A 14,921-nucleotide genomic window follows, 5' to 3' on the forward strand; every position below is an offset into this window, starting at 1 on the left:
CGGAACCCCCGATCGGGTCCGCGCTCCCGGACTGCTTCGCCCCCGGTCAGGGCCGACGACTGGCGGGAGCGCTGCGGCGCCACTCGTAGAGCCGCTCGTGGCTGCGCACCAGCCGCAGGAAGGTCGTCAGTCCGATGCCGCCGACCGCGTTGCCCAGCACGGTCCAGCCGAAGAACGCGATCCACGAACCGTACCCGTACCCCGCTCCGGCGTGGATGCCGCCGAAGATGAACAACGTGTCCAGCACCGAGTGGTACATGCCGAGCCCGGCCACCAGGAACGCCGTGGCCATCGAGGCGAGCACCCGGGCCACGTCGTCGCCGGTCCCGATGCGCATCCTGGTGAGTAGCGTCATCGTGCTGCCGGCCAGCACCGCCAGCAGGAAGGTGCGCGGCGTGAAACCGGACTCGGCGAAGGTCCCGCCCGTCTCGATCGCCACCTCGCGCAGCCCGGGGAAGGCGACCACCACCATCCACATGCTCAACCAGCCCCCGAGGAGGTTGCCCACCAGGGTGGCCAGCCAGAACCGCGCCAGGCGCCACCAACCGGCCTCGCGGGCCAGCACCACGGCGATGGGTACCAGGAACCCCTCGGTGAACAGCTCGCTGTTTCCCAGCAGCAGCGCGATGAAACCGACCCCGAAGGCCAGCCCGGCCAGTGGTTTGCTGCCGGTGGCCTGTTCGACGGACAGGAAGGCCAGCACTCCGAGGGAGATCTCGATCCCGGCGATGGTTCCGCTGGCCAGCAGCTCGGGCATGGTCCGGAACAGTCTCGGCCTTCCCCTGGAGACGATGGTGTCCAGCGCTCGCTCGACCTCGTCCTCCCGCAGCGGGGCGTGCCTGCCCTTGCTGTCGGTTCGGGCTCCCTCGTCGTCGGACTCCCGCTCGGTCATGCCCCTCCGGGAAAGCTCATCGACCGTTGACCCGGGGAGAAGCCCTTCCCCGAGAGGTTCCCGCCCGCGAGCGCCCGAGCGGCGGAGTCGACGAGGGACCTCGGTCGAGGCGGGCCGCGCCGAGCGCTCACCGCAACAGCTTGGCCAGTTCCGTGCGGGAACGCACTCCGAGCTTGGCGAAGACGTTGCGCAGGTGGTGCTCGACGGTGCGGTCGCTGACGTAGAGCATCCCGGCTATCTCGCGGTTCGTGGCCCCCTCCGCCACCAGTCTGGAGATCTCCGCCTGCCGATCGGTCAGCTCGACCGCCTCCTTGGAGCGGCGGGGAGCGTCGGATCGGCCGACGGCGCGCAGCTCGGCACGCGCCCGCGCGGCCCAGTGCTCGGCGCCGTGGTCGTCGAAGATGGCGCTGGCCTCGTCGAGCAGTTCGCGCGCCGCCGTGGGTTTGCGGGCGCGGCGCAGCCTGGCCGCGTAGAGCAGCTCGGTTCTGGCCAGTTCCAGTCCGCTTCCGCTCTGGCGGTGCGACTCGATCGCGGCGCGGAACCGCTCGTCGGCGTCGGCGGCGCGTTCGGCCAGCAGCGCGTGGCAGCGGTGGGACAGCGCCATCCGGGTGGTGCTGCGCGTGGAGCTCACCCAGTGGTCGAAAGCTCCCAGCAGCGGCACCGCGTCGTCGTGCTCACCGCAGGAGGCAGCGGCCTCCACGAAGTGCGGTGCGGCCAGCACCCGCACGGCGGGGTTGAAGCCGCCGATGCCGTAGTCCATCAGCCGCAGCCGGTGGACGGCCCGCACCGGACGGCCGTGCGCGAGTTCGGCGCAGGCCGCCGCCCACGAGCCGAAGGCGTCCGGTCTCCCGAGCCCCCTGCTGAACAGGCCCTCCTCGGTGGCCTGCGCGAGCCTGAGCTCCACGGTCTCCGGTTCGCCGCGCAACGCGGCAACCAGCGCCAGCAGCGCGATGTGGTCGATCATCCGGTTGCGCTGCCCCAACGCCCGGGAGAGCCGCACTCCCTCCAGCGCCCTGCTCTCGGCCTCGGCGTAGCGTTCCAGCAGCAACGCCGCCAGCGAGACGTAGACCGAGGCCCAGGGCAGTTGAGCCGTCTCGCCCCGCTCCTCGGCGGTGCGCAGCGCCCGGGTGGCGAGCCGGTAGGAGGTGGCGGGCTCGCCCAGCGTGAAGGCCGCGTTGCCCGCCAGCACCAGCGGCGCCGCCCCGGTGACCCGCTCGGCGAGCCGCACGACCTCGCGCAGGGCGGGCGCGGCGACCTCGTGCCTGCCCCGGAAGGTCGCCGACATCGCGGTGAGGTTCCGGAGGATCAGCGCGGTGTCGTGCGAGTCCTCCGGGCTTCGCAGCCACTCGGCCCGTTCGGCCAGTTCGTAGTAGCCCCGGTAGTCACCGGCCACGCAGCAGGCGTCCCCGGCGAGCATCAGTGCGGTGACCGCGAGCTCACGGTCGGTGTCCAGCAGCGCGGTCGATGCCTCGGTGAGCTGGCGAACCGCCGTGGCCGGTCTGCCGTCGCACAGCTCGATGCCGCCGCGCAGCAGGTCACGCATCCCACGTGGTCCCGCCGAGTGAACCAGGGTGCGCGCCCGGCGGGTCATCGCCAGGGTGCGCTGCGGATCGCCGCCGGTCCAGGCCCCGCGTCCGGCGGCGAGGAGGCGGGTGGCCCTGGACTCGTCGTGCTCGCTCAGCTCGGCGGCCCGCTCGTACAACCGCGAGGCGGTCTCGTGCTCGCCGTGCCGCTCGGCCGAGTCGGCGGTTCGCTCCAGCTGCCCGACCAGCCGTTCCGGGGGCTCGTCCCCGGCGGCGGCGCGGTGTCGCAGCGCTCGGGGGTGGTCCCCGGCCCGTTCGAAGACCCGGGCCAGCGACAGCCGCGCGTCCCGCAGCTCGCCGGGGCACGCCTCGACCTCCAGACAGCTCCGCGCCAGTTCACCGGCCGGACGCAGTCCGCCTTCCGTTGTGACGACCAGCCCCGAGCGCACGGCCGACGTCCACGCGTGCGGGTCGCCCGCCGCGAGCGGTGCCGCCGCGAGCACGTCCTCGCGGCCGAGCTCCTCATCCGCCACGGTCAGCATGACCAGCTCCCGCGCCCGATCGGGCAGGTCCCACAGGCGGCGCCTCACCTCGCCCCGGAACCTTCCGCCGGGCGGCGGCACGCGGGGCGGCGGCGCGAGCCCGACGGACTGCTTGCCGGTGAGCGCCCGCGCGAACTCGACCAGCGCCAGCGGGTTCCCCTCCGCTCGCGAGACGACCTCCTCGGCTATCTCGGGGGAAGGCGGGAAGTCGGTGCGCCCGTACAGCAGGCGCATGCTGTCGGAGAAGTCCAGCGGGGCCAGCCGCGCGTGGGGGATGCCGTCCAGCGCGTCGCCGAGGGGGTGGTCGTAGCCGGCTTCCGTGGTGATGGTGAGGACCAGCAGCACCGGCAGCCGCTCGATCCTGCGGGCCAGGAAGGCCAGCGCCCGCAGGGAGGGCGGGTCCAGCAGGTGGGCGTCGTCCACCCGGAACAGCAGCGGCCCGTCCCCGAGCTGTCGGCCGAGTTCCCGCCACAATCGCTGGTACGACGTGGGTTCGGGGGCGGACAGCGGGAATTCGGGGAGCGTGACGGCACCCGCGCCGGACATCCGGTTCAGCCCGGCGAACGGGATGTCGCGCTCCCCGGGAGTGCCGGTCAGATCCAGGCTCGGCAGTCCCGCGTGGACGGCGAGCTGTTCCAGCAGCACCGTTTTCCCGCTGCCGTACTCCCCGCTGAGCACCACCGCCGCGCCGCCGCGCGCGTGCCGGTCGACTCGGTGCAGCAGCCACTCCAGCAGGGAGCTGCGACCGTGCAACCGGATCGGTGTCCCGAGTTCGGCGGTGATCGCGACCGACATGACCACAGTGTGAACCGTGAGTAACATCACGAAAAGACGCAACAGGACCAAAACCGAACGCGGGTCGGCGCACCAGGAGTCGTGTCACCACCGAACCACTCGCGGCGGCTCCCTCAGTACCACTGGCCGGGTTGCCATTCGACGCGGGTGGGGCGCTGTCCGGTGTGGCAGTACTCGGTGATGGCTTGGTGGGCCTGGTCGAGTGGGAGCGAGGCCGTGGCGGGGAACCACAGGTCGCCTTCGGGGTCGAACGGCAGCGGGGGCGTGTCCTCGGTGGCGGCGGGGTTGTAGGAGTCCACGAGCGCGCCGTCGGGTGCGCCGGGGTGCATGTAGTTGAGAGCTGCCCAGCCCACCGCGGATTCTGCTGTGATGCGCATCCGGTGCCCGCCGGGAAACTGTGGTCCGCCGTCGTGGTCGAACGAGAGACAGGGGCGGTCCCAGACGTAGAGCTGCGAATATCGGGTGTCGAGGACGGCCTCGACGAGGTGGGATGTTTCCTCGGGGGTACGTGCGTAGTGGAACTCGTGGCCGAGGATGGCAGTAATAACGACGGTTTCGGTGGCTACGGTCATGGGCGGGCCTTTCCGTGGATCTCTTTTGGCCGCGACGCGCCGGGCTGCCACACCACCAGCGTGGACCCTTGGGGCAGAATCGCGGCTACTGCGGCCTCGCAGTTCTGTTCACCAGGACAGATGCGATTGTTCAGCACGACGACGCCGTGTGTCTGCCCGCGTTCTTTCATCCGTTGGGCGTATTTCGTTTCGACGTGGGTGGACACGGCGGGGGCACCACGGTCGTCGGCCGGGAACAGGGTGGAGTCGTGCAGGGTGAGGCGGGCGCGGTCGGAGACCTCTTCGCGTCCGCTGGTTTCGGTGAGTTCGGTGCCGTCCTGGTCGTAGGTGAGTCCGGTGGTTTGTCCGCCGGTGTGTTCGGGCAGTCGTTGGCGCACCTGTTCGATCCAGGAGTGGTCGTGGGAGGTGTGGGTGGGTATTCGGGGATGGGTGGAGGGGTGGGGCAGGCTCGGTGGGGGTTGGTCGTCGGTCATGCCGAGGGTGGCGAGGTAGCTCACCAGGTGTCCTCGGGTGGTCTCGCTCAGGGCGAGGACGTCGTCGGTGAGTTCGCGGGTTTGTTCGAGCAGTGTGACGGCTTCGGTCAGGTCGGGCGAGGTGCTGCCCTGGCCGATCTCGGCGAGGGTGGGCAGGGCGAATTCCTCGATCCAGGCCCGCACTCGGTGCAGTTGTTCGGGCGGCAACTGACCGGCAGTACCGCTGACCTGGTTGGCCAGGCGTTCCACTTCGGACTCGGACACCGTTGCTCCTCACCGTGCGGCGGTGTGGCCGCGTGCGTGGTGGGCGGCTCGCGCCACGGCGTCGATGGCCCGTTGAAGCCGTCCACGGATCTCGCCGAGCGCCACGGACCCTCCCCTACCAGGAAGGTCCGACAGGGCGGGCGTGCGAACGGGAGCGGAGCGGCCGTGCCGGTGACTCGCACGTCTTTCGCTGGAACCGCCCGGCCGGACGGGGAGGGGAGCGGCCGGCCGGGCGGCGGACGGTCCGGCACCGGAGCTCGGGGGATCGACGGTGCCGGGCCGTGGTTCACAAGCGGTGCAGCCCGTCGAGCACGCGGCGCATGAGTGCCAGCTCGGGAGGCTCCGGTGCCGATGCTGATTCAGGGGAGGAAGCTGAAGCAGCGGTAGCGGTATTCATGGCGATCGGGCTGGTGGGAGTCGGCACGGCCGGTGGGGGCTCCGGTCTCGATACCAGTGAGGGCGCCACCGGGGCGGGTGGGGCCGGCCCGAACAGGTGCGGCTGCTCGTCCGGATCACACAACGGCCAGCCGATCAACTCGACGGTCGGGTACTCGTCCCGGGCGTAGTGCTCCAACCTGAGTGCGGCCAACCGTCTGGCGGCCGGGCCACTGCCGCCCGCGTGACGCGGCCGATAGCTGACCCGATGGCCCCAGCCGCCCAGCACGAGCACGGCCCCCGTCAGCACCACGGCCGTGGCCAGCAGCACCGGCGGCGCACTCATCGCTGGTCCTCCCCTCCGGGTGGCTCGTCGGGATCGATCGACCCCGACCCCGGCGGCCGCCCGCCGCCGAACGCCAACCCCGCCGCGTAGTCCCGCAACTCATCCGACAGCCGCTGCAACACCCCCGCCAACTCCGCACACTGCCTGGGCGTGGCCCGCCGCGCCGGAATGTCGTAGGAGGCCTGCTCCAGCTTCCACTGCTCATGGGCCAACCACATGCCCAACCTGCCCGCATAACTGGTCACCGAGCATCACCCCCAGCACAGCGCACCGCCGCATCCAACACATCCCGCAACACACGAGCCTGCCCCACCGTCCACACCGTCCGGTTGAACACCGTCGGCGTCTCGATCCGAATCACTTCCGGAGTCCACTGCGACCGCCACACCACCAGCGACGACGACCCCGACTCATCCCGACACCGCACCCGCACACCCGGATACGACACGTCGTAGCTCTCCGACACGACACGAACTCCTCTCTGAACATTCCCTGGAACCACCAACTGGTTCCGAGAACCAGTTGGTGTGTTGAGAACCACGATGTATGTCCGGCGTCGCGGTGCGCAATCCCTCTTCTGGGGAATGTTCGAGCAAAAACCGCTGGATAGGATGTGGTTCATGTCCAGAACCACGCAGGCGAATCCACGAGCTCGTGCTCTTGGTGCTGAACTGCGACAACTGCGTGAGGAAGCCAAGCTGGGTGTTCGTGAGTTGGGACGTCGGCTCGGGATCGGCCACACCACCGTGTGGCGTTACGAGTCCGGCACCAAACCGCCGTCTCCCGAGGACACGGCCAGTTTGCTTACCGCGCTCGGTGTTACCGGAGCCGAGCGGGAACGCATCATCGAGATGTCGCGCAGCGTGCGTGAACCGAACTGGCTCTCCTCCGGTGTGCCTGGGATGCGTGAAGAGCTGGCGACACTCATCGACTTCGAGCGTTCAGCAACACACATCACCGAAATGTGCACCCTGGTGATCTCCGGCCTGCTTCAAACCGGTGACTACGCCCGCGCGGTGATGGCCACCGTGCCCTCCGAACAGGTTGAGACGAGACTCGCGTTCAGACTCAGCAGACGCGAAGTCCTAGAACGGGAGAACGCTCCACACTTCGTCGCGATCATCGCCGAGGCGGCTCTCTGGGAGAAACTCGGTGGCGCCTCGGTCATGGCCGAGCAGCTTCGCTACCTGCTGAAGATGGCCGATCGTGGCAACGTGACCATCCAGGTGCTACCTGCCGGTGCCGATACGTGGCATCCGGCGCACGCCGGACCGTTCATCCTATTCGAGTTCGACGACCAACAGCCGATCGTGCACCTGGAGCACTACCGCACCTCGGCCTTTCTGCGGAAAGTCAAGGACGTCGCTGATTACCGTGCGGCAGCGGATACGCTGCGACAACGTGCGATGTCTCCGGAAGCGTCGAAGGAATTCATTGCCCACCGAGTGGAAGCGTTCGACAACGAGAACGGAGAACCATGACTGAGCCACGCGGATGGCGCAAATCCACATATACCCAGCAGGAAACCGCCTGCGTCGAGGTCGGCCGCGTCAACGACGGCGCGGCGGTGCGCGACACCAAGGACCGCTCGGCCGGGTACTTCACCGCCACCGGGCCGCAGTGGGCCGCGTTCATCGATGCGGTGAAGAACCAGCGGTTCGAGTAACCAGCTCGACAACAGAGCGCCCCCGGTTCGCCGGGGGCGTTCCTTCACAGCTTCCATCGTTTTCCGCGACCCCGCGATTTCGCGAGAAATCGCCGCGCCGCCCCGGTGGTGCGCCTCGAACCCCACAGGTCCAGCGCGACGCTGCGCGACAAGGACGACACGACAGCGTATCTCGAAGTGAGAGAGCATCTCGACCGTGCGGCGATGAGCCTCGAAGCCTCAGCGGAACTCATCGCCAGTGTCGCCGACGAAATGGAGACAACACCATGACGGTATCGCACAACCCCGAAAACTGGCGCAAGTCGAGCCGCTCCTCGAAAACTAGTTGCGTCGAGGTCGGCCGCGTCAACGACGGCGCGGCGGTGCGCGACACCAAGAACCGCACAGCCGGATACTTCACCACCACCGAGCAGCAGTGGTCGGCGTTCATCCACGCGGTCAAGACCGACCAGTTCAACTGAACCCCAGCGACACCACAGCGCCCCGTCCCTCGGGGGCGCTCCTTCACGGCTCCCGCGCTTCCCACGCCCCCGACGACTTCGCGAGAAATCACCGCGCCGGGCGATGACGCCCCGAAACGGCCCGACGACCGAGAACCGGTCCACATCTGAGAGAGCAGCTTCCCGCCTCCGCTCGGCGCACCACGCTCACGCCGCGTTCGGACGGCGCAACCGAACACTGGTGATTTCACCGATGTGCCCACCCCGCCGTCGGTTCCAGACTCGTCGCGTCCTGTCCGAGATCGCAGAGGAGGACTCATGCGCAGGATACTCGGCGTTGTGCTCGCGACTGTCGCGATGGCGGCGTTCGGTTCGTTCGGGGTGGCCAACGCGGCCGGTCCGAACCCGGTGGTGTTCGTGCACGGCTACACGGGCAGCGCCTCCAACTGGACCGCCGCTGAGGCGCAGTTCAGAATGAACGGCTACTCCAGCTCCGAGCTGTACGCCTTCGAGTACGACTGGAGCCAGTCGAACAAGCGGAGCGCGGCCGAACTCGCCTCGTACGTGGACAACGTTCTCGCCGAGACCGGCGCGAACAAGGTCGACATCGTCAACCACTCCATGGGTGGCCTCGTCTCCCGCTGGTACATGAAGGAGCTCGGCGGCCACACCGACGTGGCGAACTGGGCCTCGCTGGCCGGGGCCAACCAGGGCACCACCACCGCGAGCACGTGCGTGATCTACGCCTCCTGCCGGGAGATGACGCCCGGCTCGGACTTCGAGGAGCGGCTCAACTCCGGTGACTGGACTCCGGGCGAGTCCGACTACGCCACCTGGTACTCCCCCGCTGACGGGGTCATCATCCCCTACACCAACACCAGGGTGCTGGGCGCGGACAACAACCACGTCGTCGGCCAGACCCACATCGGTTTCCTGAGCGATGTCAGCGTGCTCAACGATGTCATCGACTTCTTCGAGGAGTGAGGCGGCCGGGGAGTCCACTCCCCTCCGGTGGGAAGGGCCCGTCCGAGGGCGCCGAACCGCCCCGGTGACCGCTGTGCCCACCCCCGCACCCGCGGTCGTGACGGGCTCTCCCCTCCTCCGATGAATCCGGGTGCCGCGTGCGGCCCGCGCCGCACGCGGCACCCTTTCGCGTCGTCCGCCCTCCGAAGGAGCGCACCGGGTTGGACACACCACGTGGCACGGCGGGTACTTTCACGTCATGAACGATTCCGGTGTTTGCTGGGCCGACGGACCGCTGCTCGCCTTCGACCTGGAGACCACGGGCGTCGACACCGACACGGACCGCATCGTGACCGCCACGCTGATCTCGATCGTCCCGGGGCGCGATCCCGTCACCAGCAACTGGCTCGCGGACCCGGGGATCGAGATCCCCGAGGAGTCCAGCCGGGTCCACGGCATCACCACCGAGCACGCCCGCACCCACGGCCACCCCGCCCCCGAGGTGGTGGCCGGGGTGGCCGACGCCCTGGCCGAGTCGTGGAACGCGAGCACACCGCTGATCGCGTTCAACGCGAGCTTCGACCTCTCCGTGCTGAACGCGGAGCTGCGCAGGCACCACGAGCGCGAACTGGCGATCAGCGGCCCGGTGGTCGATCCCTTCTGCATCGACCGGCAGCTCGACCGGTTCCGCAAGGGCAAGCGGACGCTCGGGGCGCTGTGCGAGCACCACGGGGTGCGCGCCGACGGGGCGCACACCTCGGACGGCGACGCGCTCGCCGCGGCGAGGCTGGCCTGGCGGCTGGCCAAGAGCTACCCCGAGCGGATCGGCGAGGTCCCGCTGGAGCAGCTGCACGACAACCAGGTCGGCTGGTACCGGGCGCAGACCAGGAACTTCGCGGACTACCTGGACAAGCAGGCGGGCAAGGCCTCGGACCCCGCCGAGGCGGAGCGGTTGCGGCAGCGCGCCGAGCGGGTGCGCGAGGACGCGGAGTCCTGGCCGCTGCGCGGGCGTCCGGAACCGAGCGCCGTACCGGGGGTGTGAGCACGTGCCGGAACGCCACTGGCTGGACGTGCCGTTCGCGGAGAAGGACGAGGCCAAGGCGCTGGGAGCGCGTTGGGACCCGCGCGAGAAGCGCTGGTACGCCCCCGGTGGGCGGGTGTCCGCGCTGCGGCGCTGGGAGGCGCTGCCCGAGGTCCCGGACCCGTTGCCCGGTGAGGACCGGGAGTTCGGGACCGGCCTGTTCGTGGACCTCGTCCCCTCGTCCTGCTGGTTCACCAACGTGCGCTCGTGCGTGAGCCCGCGCGACTGGGAGCGGCTGCGGCGGATGATCGTGCGGCGCGCCGGGGCCGAGTGCGAGATCTGCGGGGCGCGGGAGGACAGGTCGATTCCCCGCCGGTTGGAGGCGCACGAACGGTGGGCCTACGACGAGGCCGGGGCGGTGCAGACGCTGCGCAGGCTGATCTGCCTGTGCGACGCCTGCCACACCGTCACCCACTTCGGGCTGGCCCGCGTTCGCGGCCTGGCGGAGACCGCGCTGGAGCATCTGTGCGCCGTCAACGGCTGGAGCCGGGACGACGCCGAGGAGCACATCGCCGGGATGTTCGAGCTGTGGCACCGGCGCTCGGCCCGCGAGTGGCGGCTGGACCTGAGCATGCTGACCGGCGCCGGGGTCACCGTGGTCCCGCCTCCGGAGGCCGAGCAACGTCCGGACATCGCCAGGCGGCGGTTGGACGAATCGGGGCGACCGGGCTGACCGGGGGCGCGGACGAAGGGGGCCGCTCACCCGGCCCCGGTCCGGCGCGGTGCCCCGGACCGCTTAGCGGCACCTCGTCGTCCGTGCGGGGCCGTCAGGCGTCCGGAGAGTTGTGGTTCCGGCAGCGAGGTCCCTAGACTCGGCGCGATGCCCCAGGTTTCGGAGCTGGTGCGGTATCCGGTCAAGGGATGCGCCGGAGACCCGGTCAGTGACGTCGAGCTGACCGCGAGCGGACTGCGCCACGACCGCCGTTTCATGGTCACCGACGAGGACGGGTTGTTCCGGACGCAGCGCGGGTCGCCGTCGCTGGCGAGGGTCCACCCCGAGGTCAGCTCCGGGGGCGAGCGGCTCACGCTCCGGGCCGAGGGGGTCGAACCGCTGCACCTGAGCGTGGACACCGGGCTGCCACGTCGTGACGTGACGCTGCACGGCGTGAACTACCGGGGAATCGACCAGGGCGACGCGGTGGCCGAGTGGTTCTCCGAGGTGATCGGGGCGCGTTCCCGCCTCGTGTGCGTGCCGCCGGAGCACGAACGCACCACCGACGGCCTGACGCCGGGAAGCGCCGCGTACGCCGACAGCGGCCCGCTGCTGGTCGTGTCCGAGTCCACGCTGGACTCGCTGAACGCCAGGCTGGCCGCCAGAGGCGAGGCCGAGCTGCCGATGGACCGGTTCCGCCCGAACGTCGTGGTCTCCGGCTGGGACGAGCCCCATCTGGAGGACCTGGCGCGTCGCGTCACCATCGGTGAGGCCGAGCTGGGCTACGCGAAGCTCGCGAAGCGCTGCGGCGTGACCAGAGTGGACCAGGAGACCGGGATCAAGGCCGGGCCCGAGCCGATCAGGACGCTGGCCGACTACCGGACCTCCCCCACCCGAACCGGTGTGTTCCTGGGGAGCAAGTTCGCGGTGCTGCGCGCCGGGAAGCTGTCGCTGGGCGACGAGGTCGTCGTGGGCTCCTGGGGCGAGTCGGAGCTGTAGTCGCGCCGGTCGGCGGAGCGTCGGGAACCGAGGCCCCTGTTGTCGTCGGAGACACCCGCCGGGGCCGTCCTTTCGCTCGCTGCGGCGCGCGTGGCACCAGCGGCTGTTCAGGAAGCGTCAGCCCGACCGTTCTCGGCGCGCGGCGGGTCATCCGGCGCGGTGTCCACGTGCAGCGCCAGCCGGTCGAGGGAGATGTCCAGCACCCCGGCCAGTGCGGCGATGGTGAAGAAGGCGGGTGTGGGGATGCGCCCGGTCTCGATCTTGCGCAGCGTCTCCACCGAGATCCCGGCCTTCTCGGCCGTGCGGCTCATGCTCTCCGGCCCGCGGGCGGCGCGGATCATCGCGCCGAGCCTGCGCCCCCGGTCCATCTCGTCGGAGCTGAGTGGCACTCGTACCATGTCCCCAATAATAATACCGGTATTGTTATTGGGGAAAGTACCGTACGAGGGAGACGTCTTGATCGAGCTGAAGACACCCGGACAGATCGCGAGCATGCGGGCGGCAGGAAGAGTGGTGGGACAGGCCCTGCGGGAGGTCCGCCGGAACGCTCGGGCGGGCACGACTCCGCTGGAGCTGGACCGCATCGCCGAGGCGGTCATCGACGACGCCGGAGCCGCACCGGCGTTCCGGGGGTACCAGCCCCCCGGAGCACCGACGCCGTTTCCCGGGGTGATCTGCGCGAGCGTCAACGACGCGGTCGTGCACGGCATCCCCGACGGGACGGAACTGGCCGACGGCGATCTGGTCAGCATCGACTGCGGCGCTTTCCTCGACGGGTGGTGCGGTGACGCCGCGATCAGCTTCACGGTCGGCTCGGCCGATCCGGCCGACGCGCGGCTGATCGACTCGACCGAGGCCGCGCTGCGGCGCGGCATCGAGGCCGCCGTCACCGGCGCCAAGCTCGGCGACGTCGCCCACACCATCGGAGCACCGGCACGCGCGGAGGGTTACGGACTGCTGGCCGACCACGGCGGCCACGGCATAGGGCGCGCCATGCACGAACCGCCCCACGTGCCCAACGAGGGGCGTCCCGACCGGGGGTTCCGGTTGCGCGCCGGGCTGGTCCTGGCGATCGAGCCGATGCTGCTCTCGGGCGGCCGTGATCACTACCGCACCGACCCGGACGGCTGGACGCTTCGCACCGCCGACGGCGGCCGGGCCGCCCACTGCGAGCACACGGTGGCCGTCACCGAGGACGGACCGGTGGTCCTGACCGAGCCGTGACAGCACCCCGGTACCGCCGCCGAAGCTCCGCGTCGTGCACCTCGGGCGACGGTGGTATCGGGCACCTCTCGCGACGTCGCGTCCAACGCCCCCGAAACGACCGGCGCCACTTCCGGAGGGGCTCGCCCGGCCGCACGCGGCGGGTTCCCCGGAGAGGTCTCGTGCGGGCGGCCTCGAGGTGGCGCGACTGCCCGCACGGGACTCCGGCGCGGGGGCACCCCGCGAGCTTCCGCGACAGCGCCGCTGACACGTCCACCCACGCGCTATTCAATGACAGATATTGACATCTGTCATCACATGGTTGACAGTTGAACTCATGCAGCGACACGCACTGGGCAACACCGGACCCGAGGTCTCGACGGTCGGCCTCGGCCTGATGGGCATGTCGGACTTCTACGGCCCCGCCGACACGCGGGAGAGCCACGCCACCATCGACGCAGCCGTCGAGGCGGGCATCAACCTGCTGGACACCGGCGACTTCTACGGCAGCGGGCACAACGAGCTGCTGCTGCGCGAGGCGCTGCGACGGCACGACCGCGACTCGCTGGAGATCAGCGTCAAGTTCGGCGCGATGCGCGATCCGGACGGCGGGATCGTCGGATTCGACGGCAGCCCCGCCGGAGTGAAGAACTCGCTGGCGCAGACCCTGCAACGGCTGGGCACCGACCACGTCGACATCTACCGACCGGCCCGCCTCGACCCCCGGGTACCGATCGAGGACACCATCGGCGCCGTCTCGGAGATGGTCGAGGCGGGCTACGTGCGCCACATCGGACTGTCCGAGATGGGCTCCGAGACCATCCGCCGGGCCGCCGCGGTGCACCCGATCGTGGATCTGCAGATCGAGTACTCGCTGGTCTCGCGGGGCATCGAGCGCTCCATCCTGCCGACCTGCCGGGAGCTCGGCATCGGCATCACCGCCTACGGCGTGCTCTCCCGGGGCCTGATCTCCGGCCACTGGAGCGGAGACGCCCAGCAGGGGGACTCACGCGGCCACTACCCCCGATTCCAGGGCGAGAACCTGGAGCGCAACCTGGAGCTCGTCGAGCGGCTGCGCTCGATCGCCCGGGGGAAGGGCGTCGAGGTGGCGCAGGTGGCGATCGCCTGGGTGCTGGCACAGGGCTCGGACATCGTGCCGCTGATCGGTGCCCGCCGCCGCGACCGGCTCGGCGAGGCGCTGGGGGCCCTGGACGTCGAGCTCTCGACCGACGAGCTCGCCGCGATCGAACGCGCGGTACCGCCGGAGGCCGTGGCGGGCCGGCGCTACGACGAGGGCGGCATGGCGCTGCTCGACAGCGAGCGCGACGCCGAGGGGTCCTCGTGACCGAGGCGCTCACCGCCGAGCGGATACTCGAAGCGGCGGAAGACACCCTCCGCCGCTTCGGGCCCGGCAAGACGACCGTGGTGGACGTGGCCCGCGCCCTGGGCGTCAGCCACGGCAGCGTGTACCGGCACTTCCCGAACAAGGCGGCGCTGCGCGACGCCGTGGCCGCGCGCTGGCTGGACCGGATCAACGAGCCGCTCCGGCCGTTGACCACCGAGGACGCGCCCGCCACCGAACGGCTCCGGAACTGGCTGGAGCTGCTGAGCACGACCAAGCGCCGGATGGCGCGGGAGGACCCGGAGCTGTTCGCGACCTACCACGCGCTGGCCACCGAGTCGCGCGAGGTGGTCGGGGCGCACCTGGAGACGCTGGCCGGGATGATCGCGCGGATCGTCTCGGACGGGGTGGCCCGGGGCGAGTTCGAGGTCGACGATCCGCACCGCGCGGCGAAGGCGGTGCTGTCGGCCACCGCCCGGTTCCACAACCCCGCGCACGCATCGGAGTGGGACGACCCGGAACTCGACGCGGACTTCGAGGAGGTATGGGCGCTGCTGCTGCGGGGGCTGGCGAGCGGACGCCGGTAGGACTTCTACCCGGTTGGGAACTCGCCGTCCCTGAGTGGCGCCCCTCCTTCACCGACTGGCGCCCCGGCGCACCTCCGCGCCGGGGGCCGTCGCTGACGCCCCACATCGATCCGGACCCCACGCCGGTCCGGGGCCCCCGCGCGGTCTCCAGGGCCGCTGGCGGGACCGTGCCCCGTGGGACGCGGCTCCACACGACTTGGTTTTGC

At 70.4% G+C, this 14,921-nt stretch carries 17 protein-coding genes and 1 pseudogene; 11 read left to right on the forward strand and 7 right to left on the reverse strand.

Annotated elements, in window-relative coordinates; translation table 11 throughout:
• Window positions 1–46 precede the first annotated feature (46 nt).
• The 6 genes from BLQ75_RS01155 to BLQ75_RS01180 form a co-directional block, all read right to left on the reverse strand.
• Window positions 47–892: a formate/nitrite transporter family protein gene (locus BLQ75_RS01155; protein ID WP_092596384.1), complete on the reverse strand. Its 846-nt coding sequence runs from the start codon at window positions 890–892 to the stop codon at window positions 47–49.
• A 127-nt stretch (window positions 893–1,019) separates the two neighbouring features.
• The gene (locus BLQ75_RS01160; protein ID WP_244515149.1) at window positions 1,020–3,752 is read right to left on the reverse strand and encodes a helix-turn-helix transcriptional regulator; all 2,733 of its coding nucleotides are present in this window, start codon (window positions 3,750–3,752) and stop codon (window positions 1,020–1,022) included.
• A 113-nt stretch (window positions 3,753–3,865) separates the two neighbouring features.
• Window positions 3,866–4,324 carry an Imm1 family immunity protein gene (locus BLQ75_RS01165; RefSeq protein WP_092596387.1) on the reverse strand — a complete coding sequence of 153 codons (459 nt, stop codon included), beginning with the start codon at window positions 4,322–4,324 and terminating at the stop codon, window positions 3,866–3,868.
• The gene (locus BLQ75_RS01170) at window positions 4,321–5,061 is read right to left on the reverse strand and encodes a DddA-like double-stranded DNA deaminase toxin (RefSeq protein ID WP_092596390.1); all 741 of its coding nucleotides are present in this window, start codon (window positions 5,059–5,061) and stop codon (window positions 4,321–4,323) included. The genes BLQ75_RS01165 and BLQ75_RS01170 overlap by 4 nt, the downstream gene beginning before the upstream one ends.
• A gap of 286 nt (window positions 5,062–5,347) precedes the next feature.
• Complete coding sequence (locus tag BLQ75_RS01175; RefSeq protein WP_092596393.1) at window positions 5,348–5,782, reverse strand: hypothetical protein; 435 nt, start codon at window positions 5,780–5,782, stop codon at window positions 5,348–5,350.
• Entirely contained in the window at window positions 5,779–6,027 is a 249-nt protein-coding gene (locus tag BLQ75_RS01180; RefSeq protein WP_092596399.1) for a hypothetical protein, read from the reverse strand. The genes BLQ75_RS01175 and BLQ75_RS01180 overlap by 4 nt, the downstream gene beginning before the upstream one ends.
• A gap of 282 nt (window positions 6,028–6,309) precedes the next feature.
• Here BLQ75_RS01180 and BLQ75_RS01190 point away from each other — a divergent pair, with 282 nt between their 5' ends.
• From BLQ75_RS01190 to BLQ75_RS01220, 8 genes and pseudogenes are all read left to right on the forward strand, one after another.
• Entirely contained in the window at window positions 6,310–7,263 is a 954-nt protein-coding gene (locus BLQ75_RS01190; RefSeq protein WP_244515150.1) for a helix-turn-helix domain-containing protein, read from the forward strand.
• Window positions 7,260–7,448 (forward strand): DUF397 domain-containing protein, encoded by a 189-nt coding sequence (locus BLQ75_RS01195; RefSeq protein ID WP_092596405.1) that lies wholly within the window; start codon window positions 7,260–7,262, stop codon window positions 7,446–7,448. The genes BLQ75_RS01190 and BLQ75_RS01195 overlap by 4 nt, the downstream gene beginning before the upstream one ends.
• Window positions 7,449–7,544: 96 nt before the next feature.
• Window positions 7,545–7,718: pseudogene (locus BLQ75_RS24620) on the forward strand (XRE family transcriptional regulator); the annotation flags it as partial.
• The gene (locus BLQ75_RS01200; RefSeq protein ID WP_092596408.1) at window positions 7,715–7,909 is read left to right on the forward strand and encodes a DUF397 domain-containing protein; all 195 of its coding nucleotides are present in this window, start codon (window positions 7,715–7,717) and stop codon (window positions 7,907–7,909) included. The pseudogene BLQ75_RS24620 and the gene BLQ75_RS01200, both read left to right, overlap by 4 nt.
• Before the next feature lie 297 nt (window positions 7,910–8,206).
• Window positions 8,207–8,872 (forward strand): esterase/lipase family protein, encoded by a 666-nt coding sequence (locus BLQ75_RS01205; protein WP_092596412.1) that lies wholly within the window; start codon window positions 8,207–8,209, stop codon window positions 8,870–8,872.
• Window positions 8,873–9,110: 238 nt separating this feature from the next.
• Window positions 9,111–9,893, forward strand: a complete 783-nt coding sequence (locus BLQ75_RS01210) for a DUF6381 family protein (RefSeq protein ID WP_092596415.1) — start codon at window positions 9,111–9,113, stop codon at window positions 9,891–9,893.
• A 4-nt stretch (window positions 9,894–9,897) separates the two neighbouring features.
• On the forward strand, window positions 9,898–10,605 hold the full coding sequence (locus tag BLQ75_RS01215) for a DUF5710 domain-containing protein (RefSeq protein WP_092596418.1): 708 nt from the start codon (window positions 9,898–9,900) through the stop codon (window positions 10,603–10,605).
• A gap of 147 nt (window positions 10,606–10,752) precedes the next feature.
• Window positions 10,753–11,583, forward strand: coding sequence for an MOSC domain-containing protein (locus BLQ75_RS01220; protein ID WP_092596421.1), 831 nt, complete (start codon window positions 10,753–10,755; stop codon window positions 11,581–11,583).
• Between the two features lie 107 nt (window positions 11,584–11,690).
• Here BLQ75_RS01220 and BLQ75_RS01225 read toward each other — a convergent pair whose 3' ends face one another.
• Window positions 11,691–11,981, reverse strand: a complete 291-nt coding sequence (locus BLQ75_RS01225) for a helix-turn-helix domain-containing protein (protein ID WP_092596424.1) — start codon at window positions 11,979–11,981, stop codon at window positions 11,691–11,693.
• A gap of 58 nt (window positions 11,982–12,039) precedes the next feature.
• Here BLQ75_RS01225 and map point away from each other — a divergent pair, with 58 nt between their 5' ends.
• The 3 genes from map to BLQ75_RS01240 all read left to right on the forward strand — a co-directional run bounded on the left by map (window position 12,040) and on the right by BLQ75_RS01240 (window position 14,715).
• Window positions 12,040–12,807 (forward strand): type I methionyl aminopeptidase, encoded by a 768-nt coding sequence (gene map, locus BLQ75_RS01230; RefSeq protein ID WP_092596427.1) that lies wholly within the window; start codon window positions 12,040–12,042, stop codon window positions 12,805–12,807.
• A 316-nt stretch (window positions 12,808–13,123) separates the two neighbouring features.
• Window positions 13,124–14,131, forward strand: a complete 1,008-nt coding sequence (locus tag BLQ75_RS01235) for an aldo/keto reductase (RefSeq protein WP_092596430.1) — start codon at window positions 13,124–13,126, stop codon at window positions 14,129–14,131.
• Window positions 14,128–14,715 (forward strand): TetR/AcrR family transcriptional regulator, encoded by a 588-nt coding sequence (locus tag BLQ75_RS01240; RefSeq protein ID WP_043575810.1) that lies wholly within the window; start codon window positions 14,128–14,130, stop codon window positions 14,713–14,715. Before BLQ75_RS01235 ends, BLQ75_RS01240 begins: the two co-directional genes overlap by 4 nt.
• Window positions 14,716–14,921: the final 206 nt, after the last annotated feature.

Origin of the sequence: Actinopolyspora xinjiangensis (assembly GCF_900104475.1) — a bacterium.
In the GTDB taxonomy this organism is placed as follows: domain Bacteria; phylum Actinomycetota; class Actinomycetes; order Mycobacteriales; family Pseudonocardiaceae; genus Actinopolyspora; species Actinopolyspora xinjiangensis.

Coding starts and splice junctions, on each gene's coding strand:
- BLQ75_RS01200 (WP_092596408.1), top strand. CDS start 7,715: ATGACGGTATCGCACAACCCCGAAAACTGGCGCAAGTCGAGCCGCTCC.
- BLQ75_RS01175 (WP_092596393.1), bottom strand. CDS start 5,782: ATGAGTGCGCCGCCGGTGCTGCTGGCCACGGCCGTGGTGCTGACGGGG.
- BLQ75_RS01160 (WP_244515149.1), bottom strand. CDS start 3,752: ATGTCGGTCGCGATCACCGCCGAACTCGGGACACCGATCCGGTTGCAC.
- BLQ75_RS01210 (WP_092596415.1), top strand. CDS start 9,111: ATGAACGATTCCGGTGTTTGCTGGGCCGACGGACCGCTGCTCGCCTTC.
- BLQ75_RS01220 (WP_092596421.1), top strand. CDS start 10,753: ATGCCCCAGGTTTCGGAGCTGGTGCGGTATCCGGTCAAGGGATGCGCC.
- BLQ75_RS01165 (WP_092596387.1), bottom strand. CDS start 4,324: ATGACCGTAGCCACCGAAACCGTCGTTATTACTGCCATCCTCGGCCAC.
- BLQ75_RS01235 (WP_092596430.1), top strand. CDS start 13,124: ATGCAGCGACACGCACTGGGCAACACCGGACCCGAGGTCTCGACGGTC.
- BLQ75_RS01195 (WP_092596405.1), top strand. CDS start 7,260: ATGACTGAGCCACGCGGATGGCGCAAATCCACATATACCCAGCAGGAA.
- BLQ75_RS01205 (WP_092596412.1), top strand. CDS start 8,207: ATGCGCAGGATACTCGGCGTTGTGCTCGCGACTGTCGCGATGGCGGCG.
- BLQ75_RS01155 (WP_092596384.1), bottom strand. CDS start 892: ATGACCGAGCGGGAGTCCGACGACGAGGGAGCCCGAACCGACAGCAAG.
- BLQ75_RS01225 (WP_092596424.1), bottom strand. CDS start 11,981: ATGGTACGAGTGCCACTCAGCTCCGACGAGATGGACCGGGGGCGCAGG.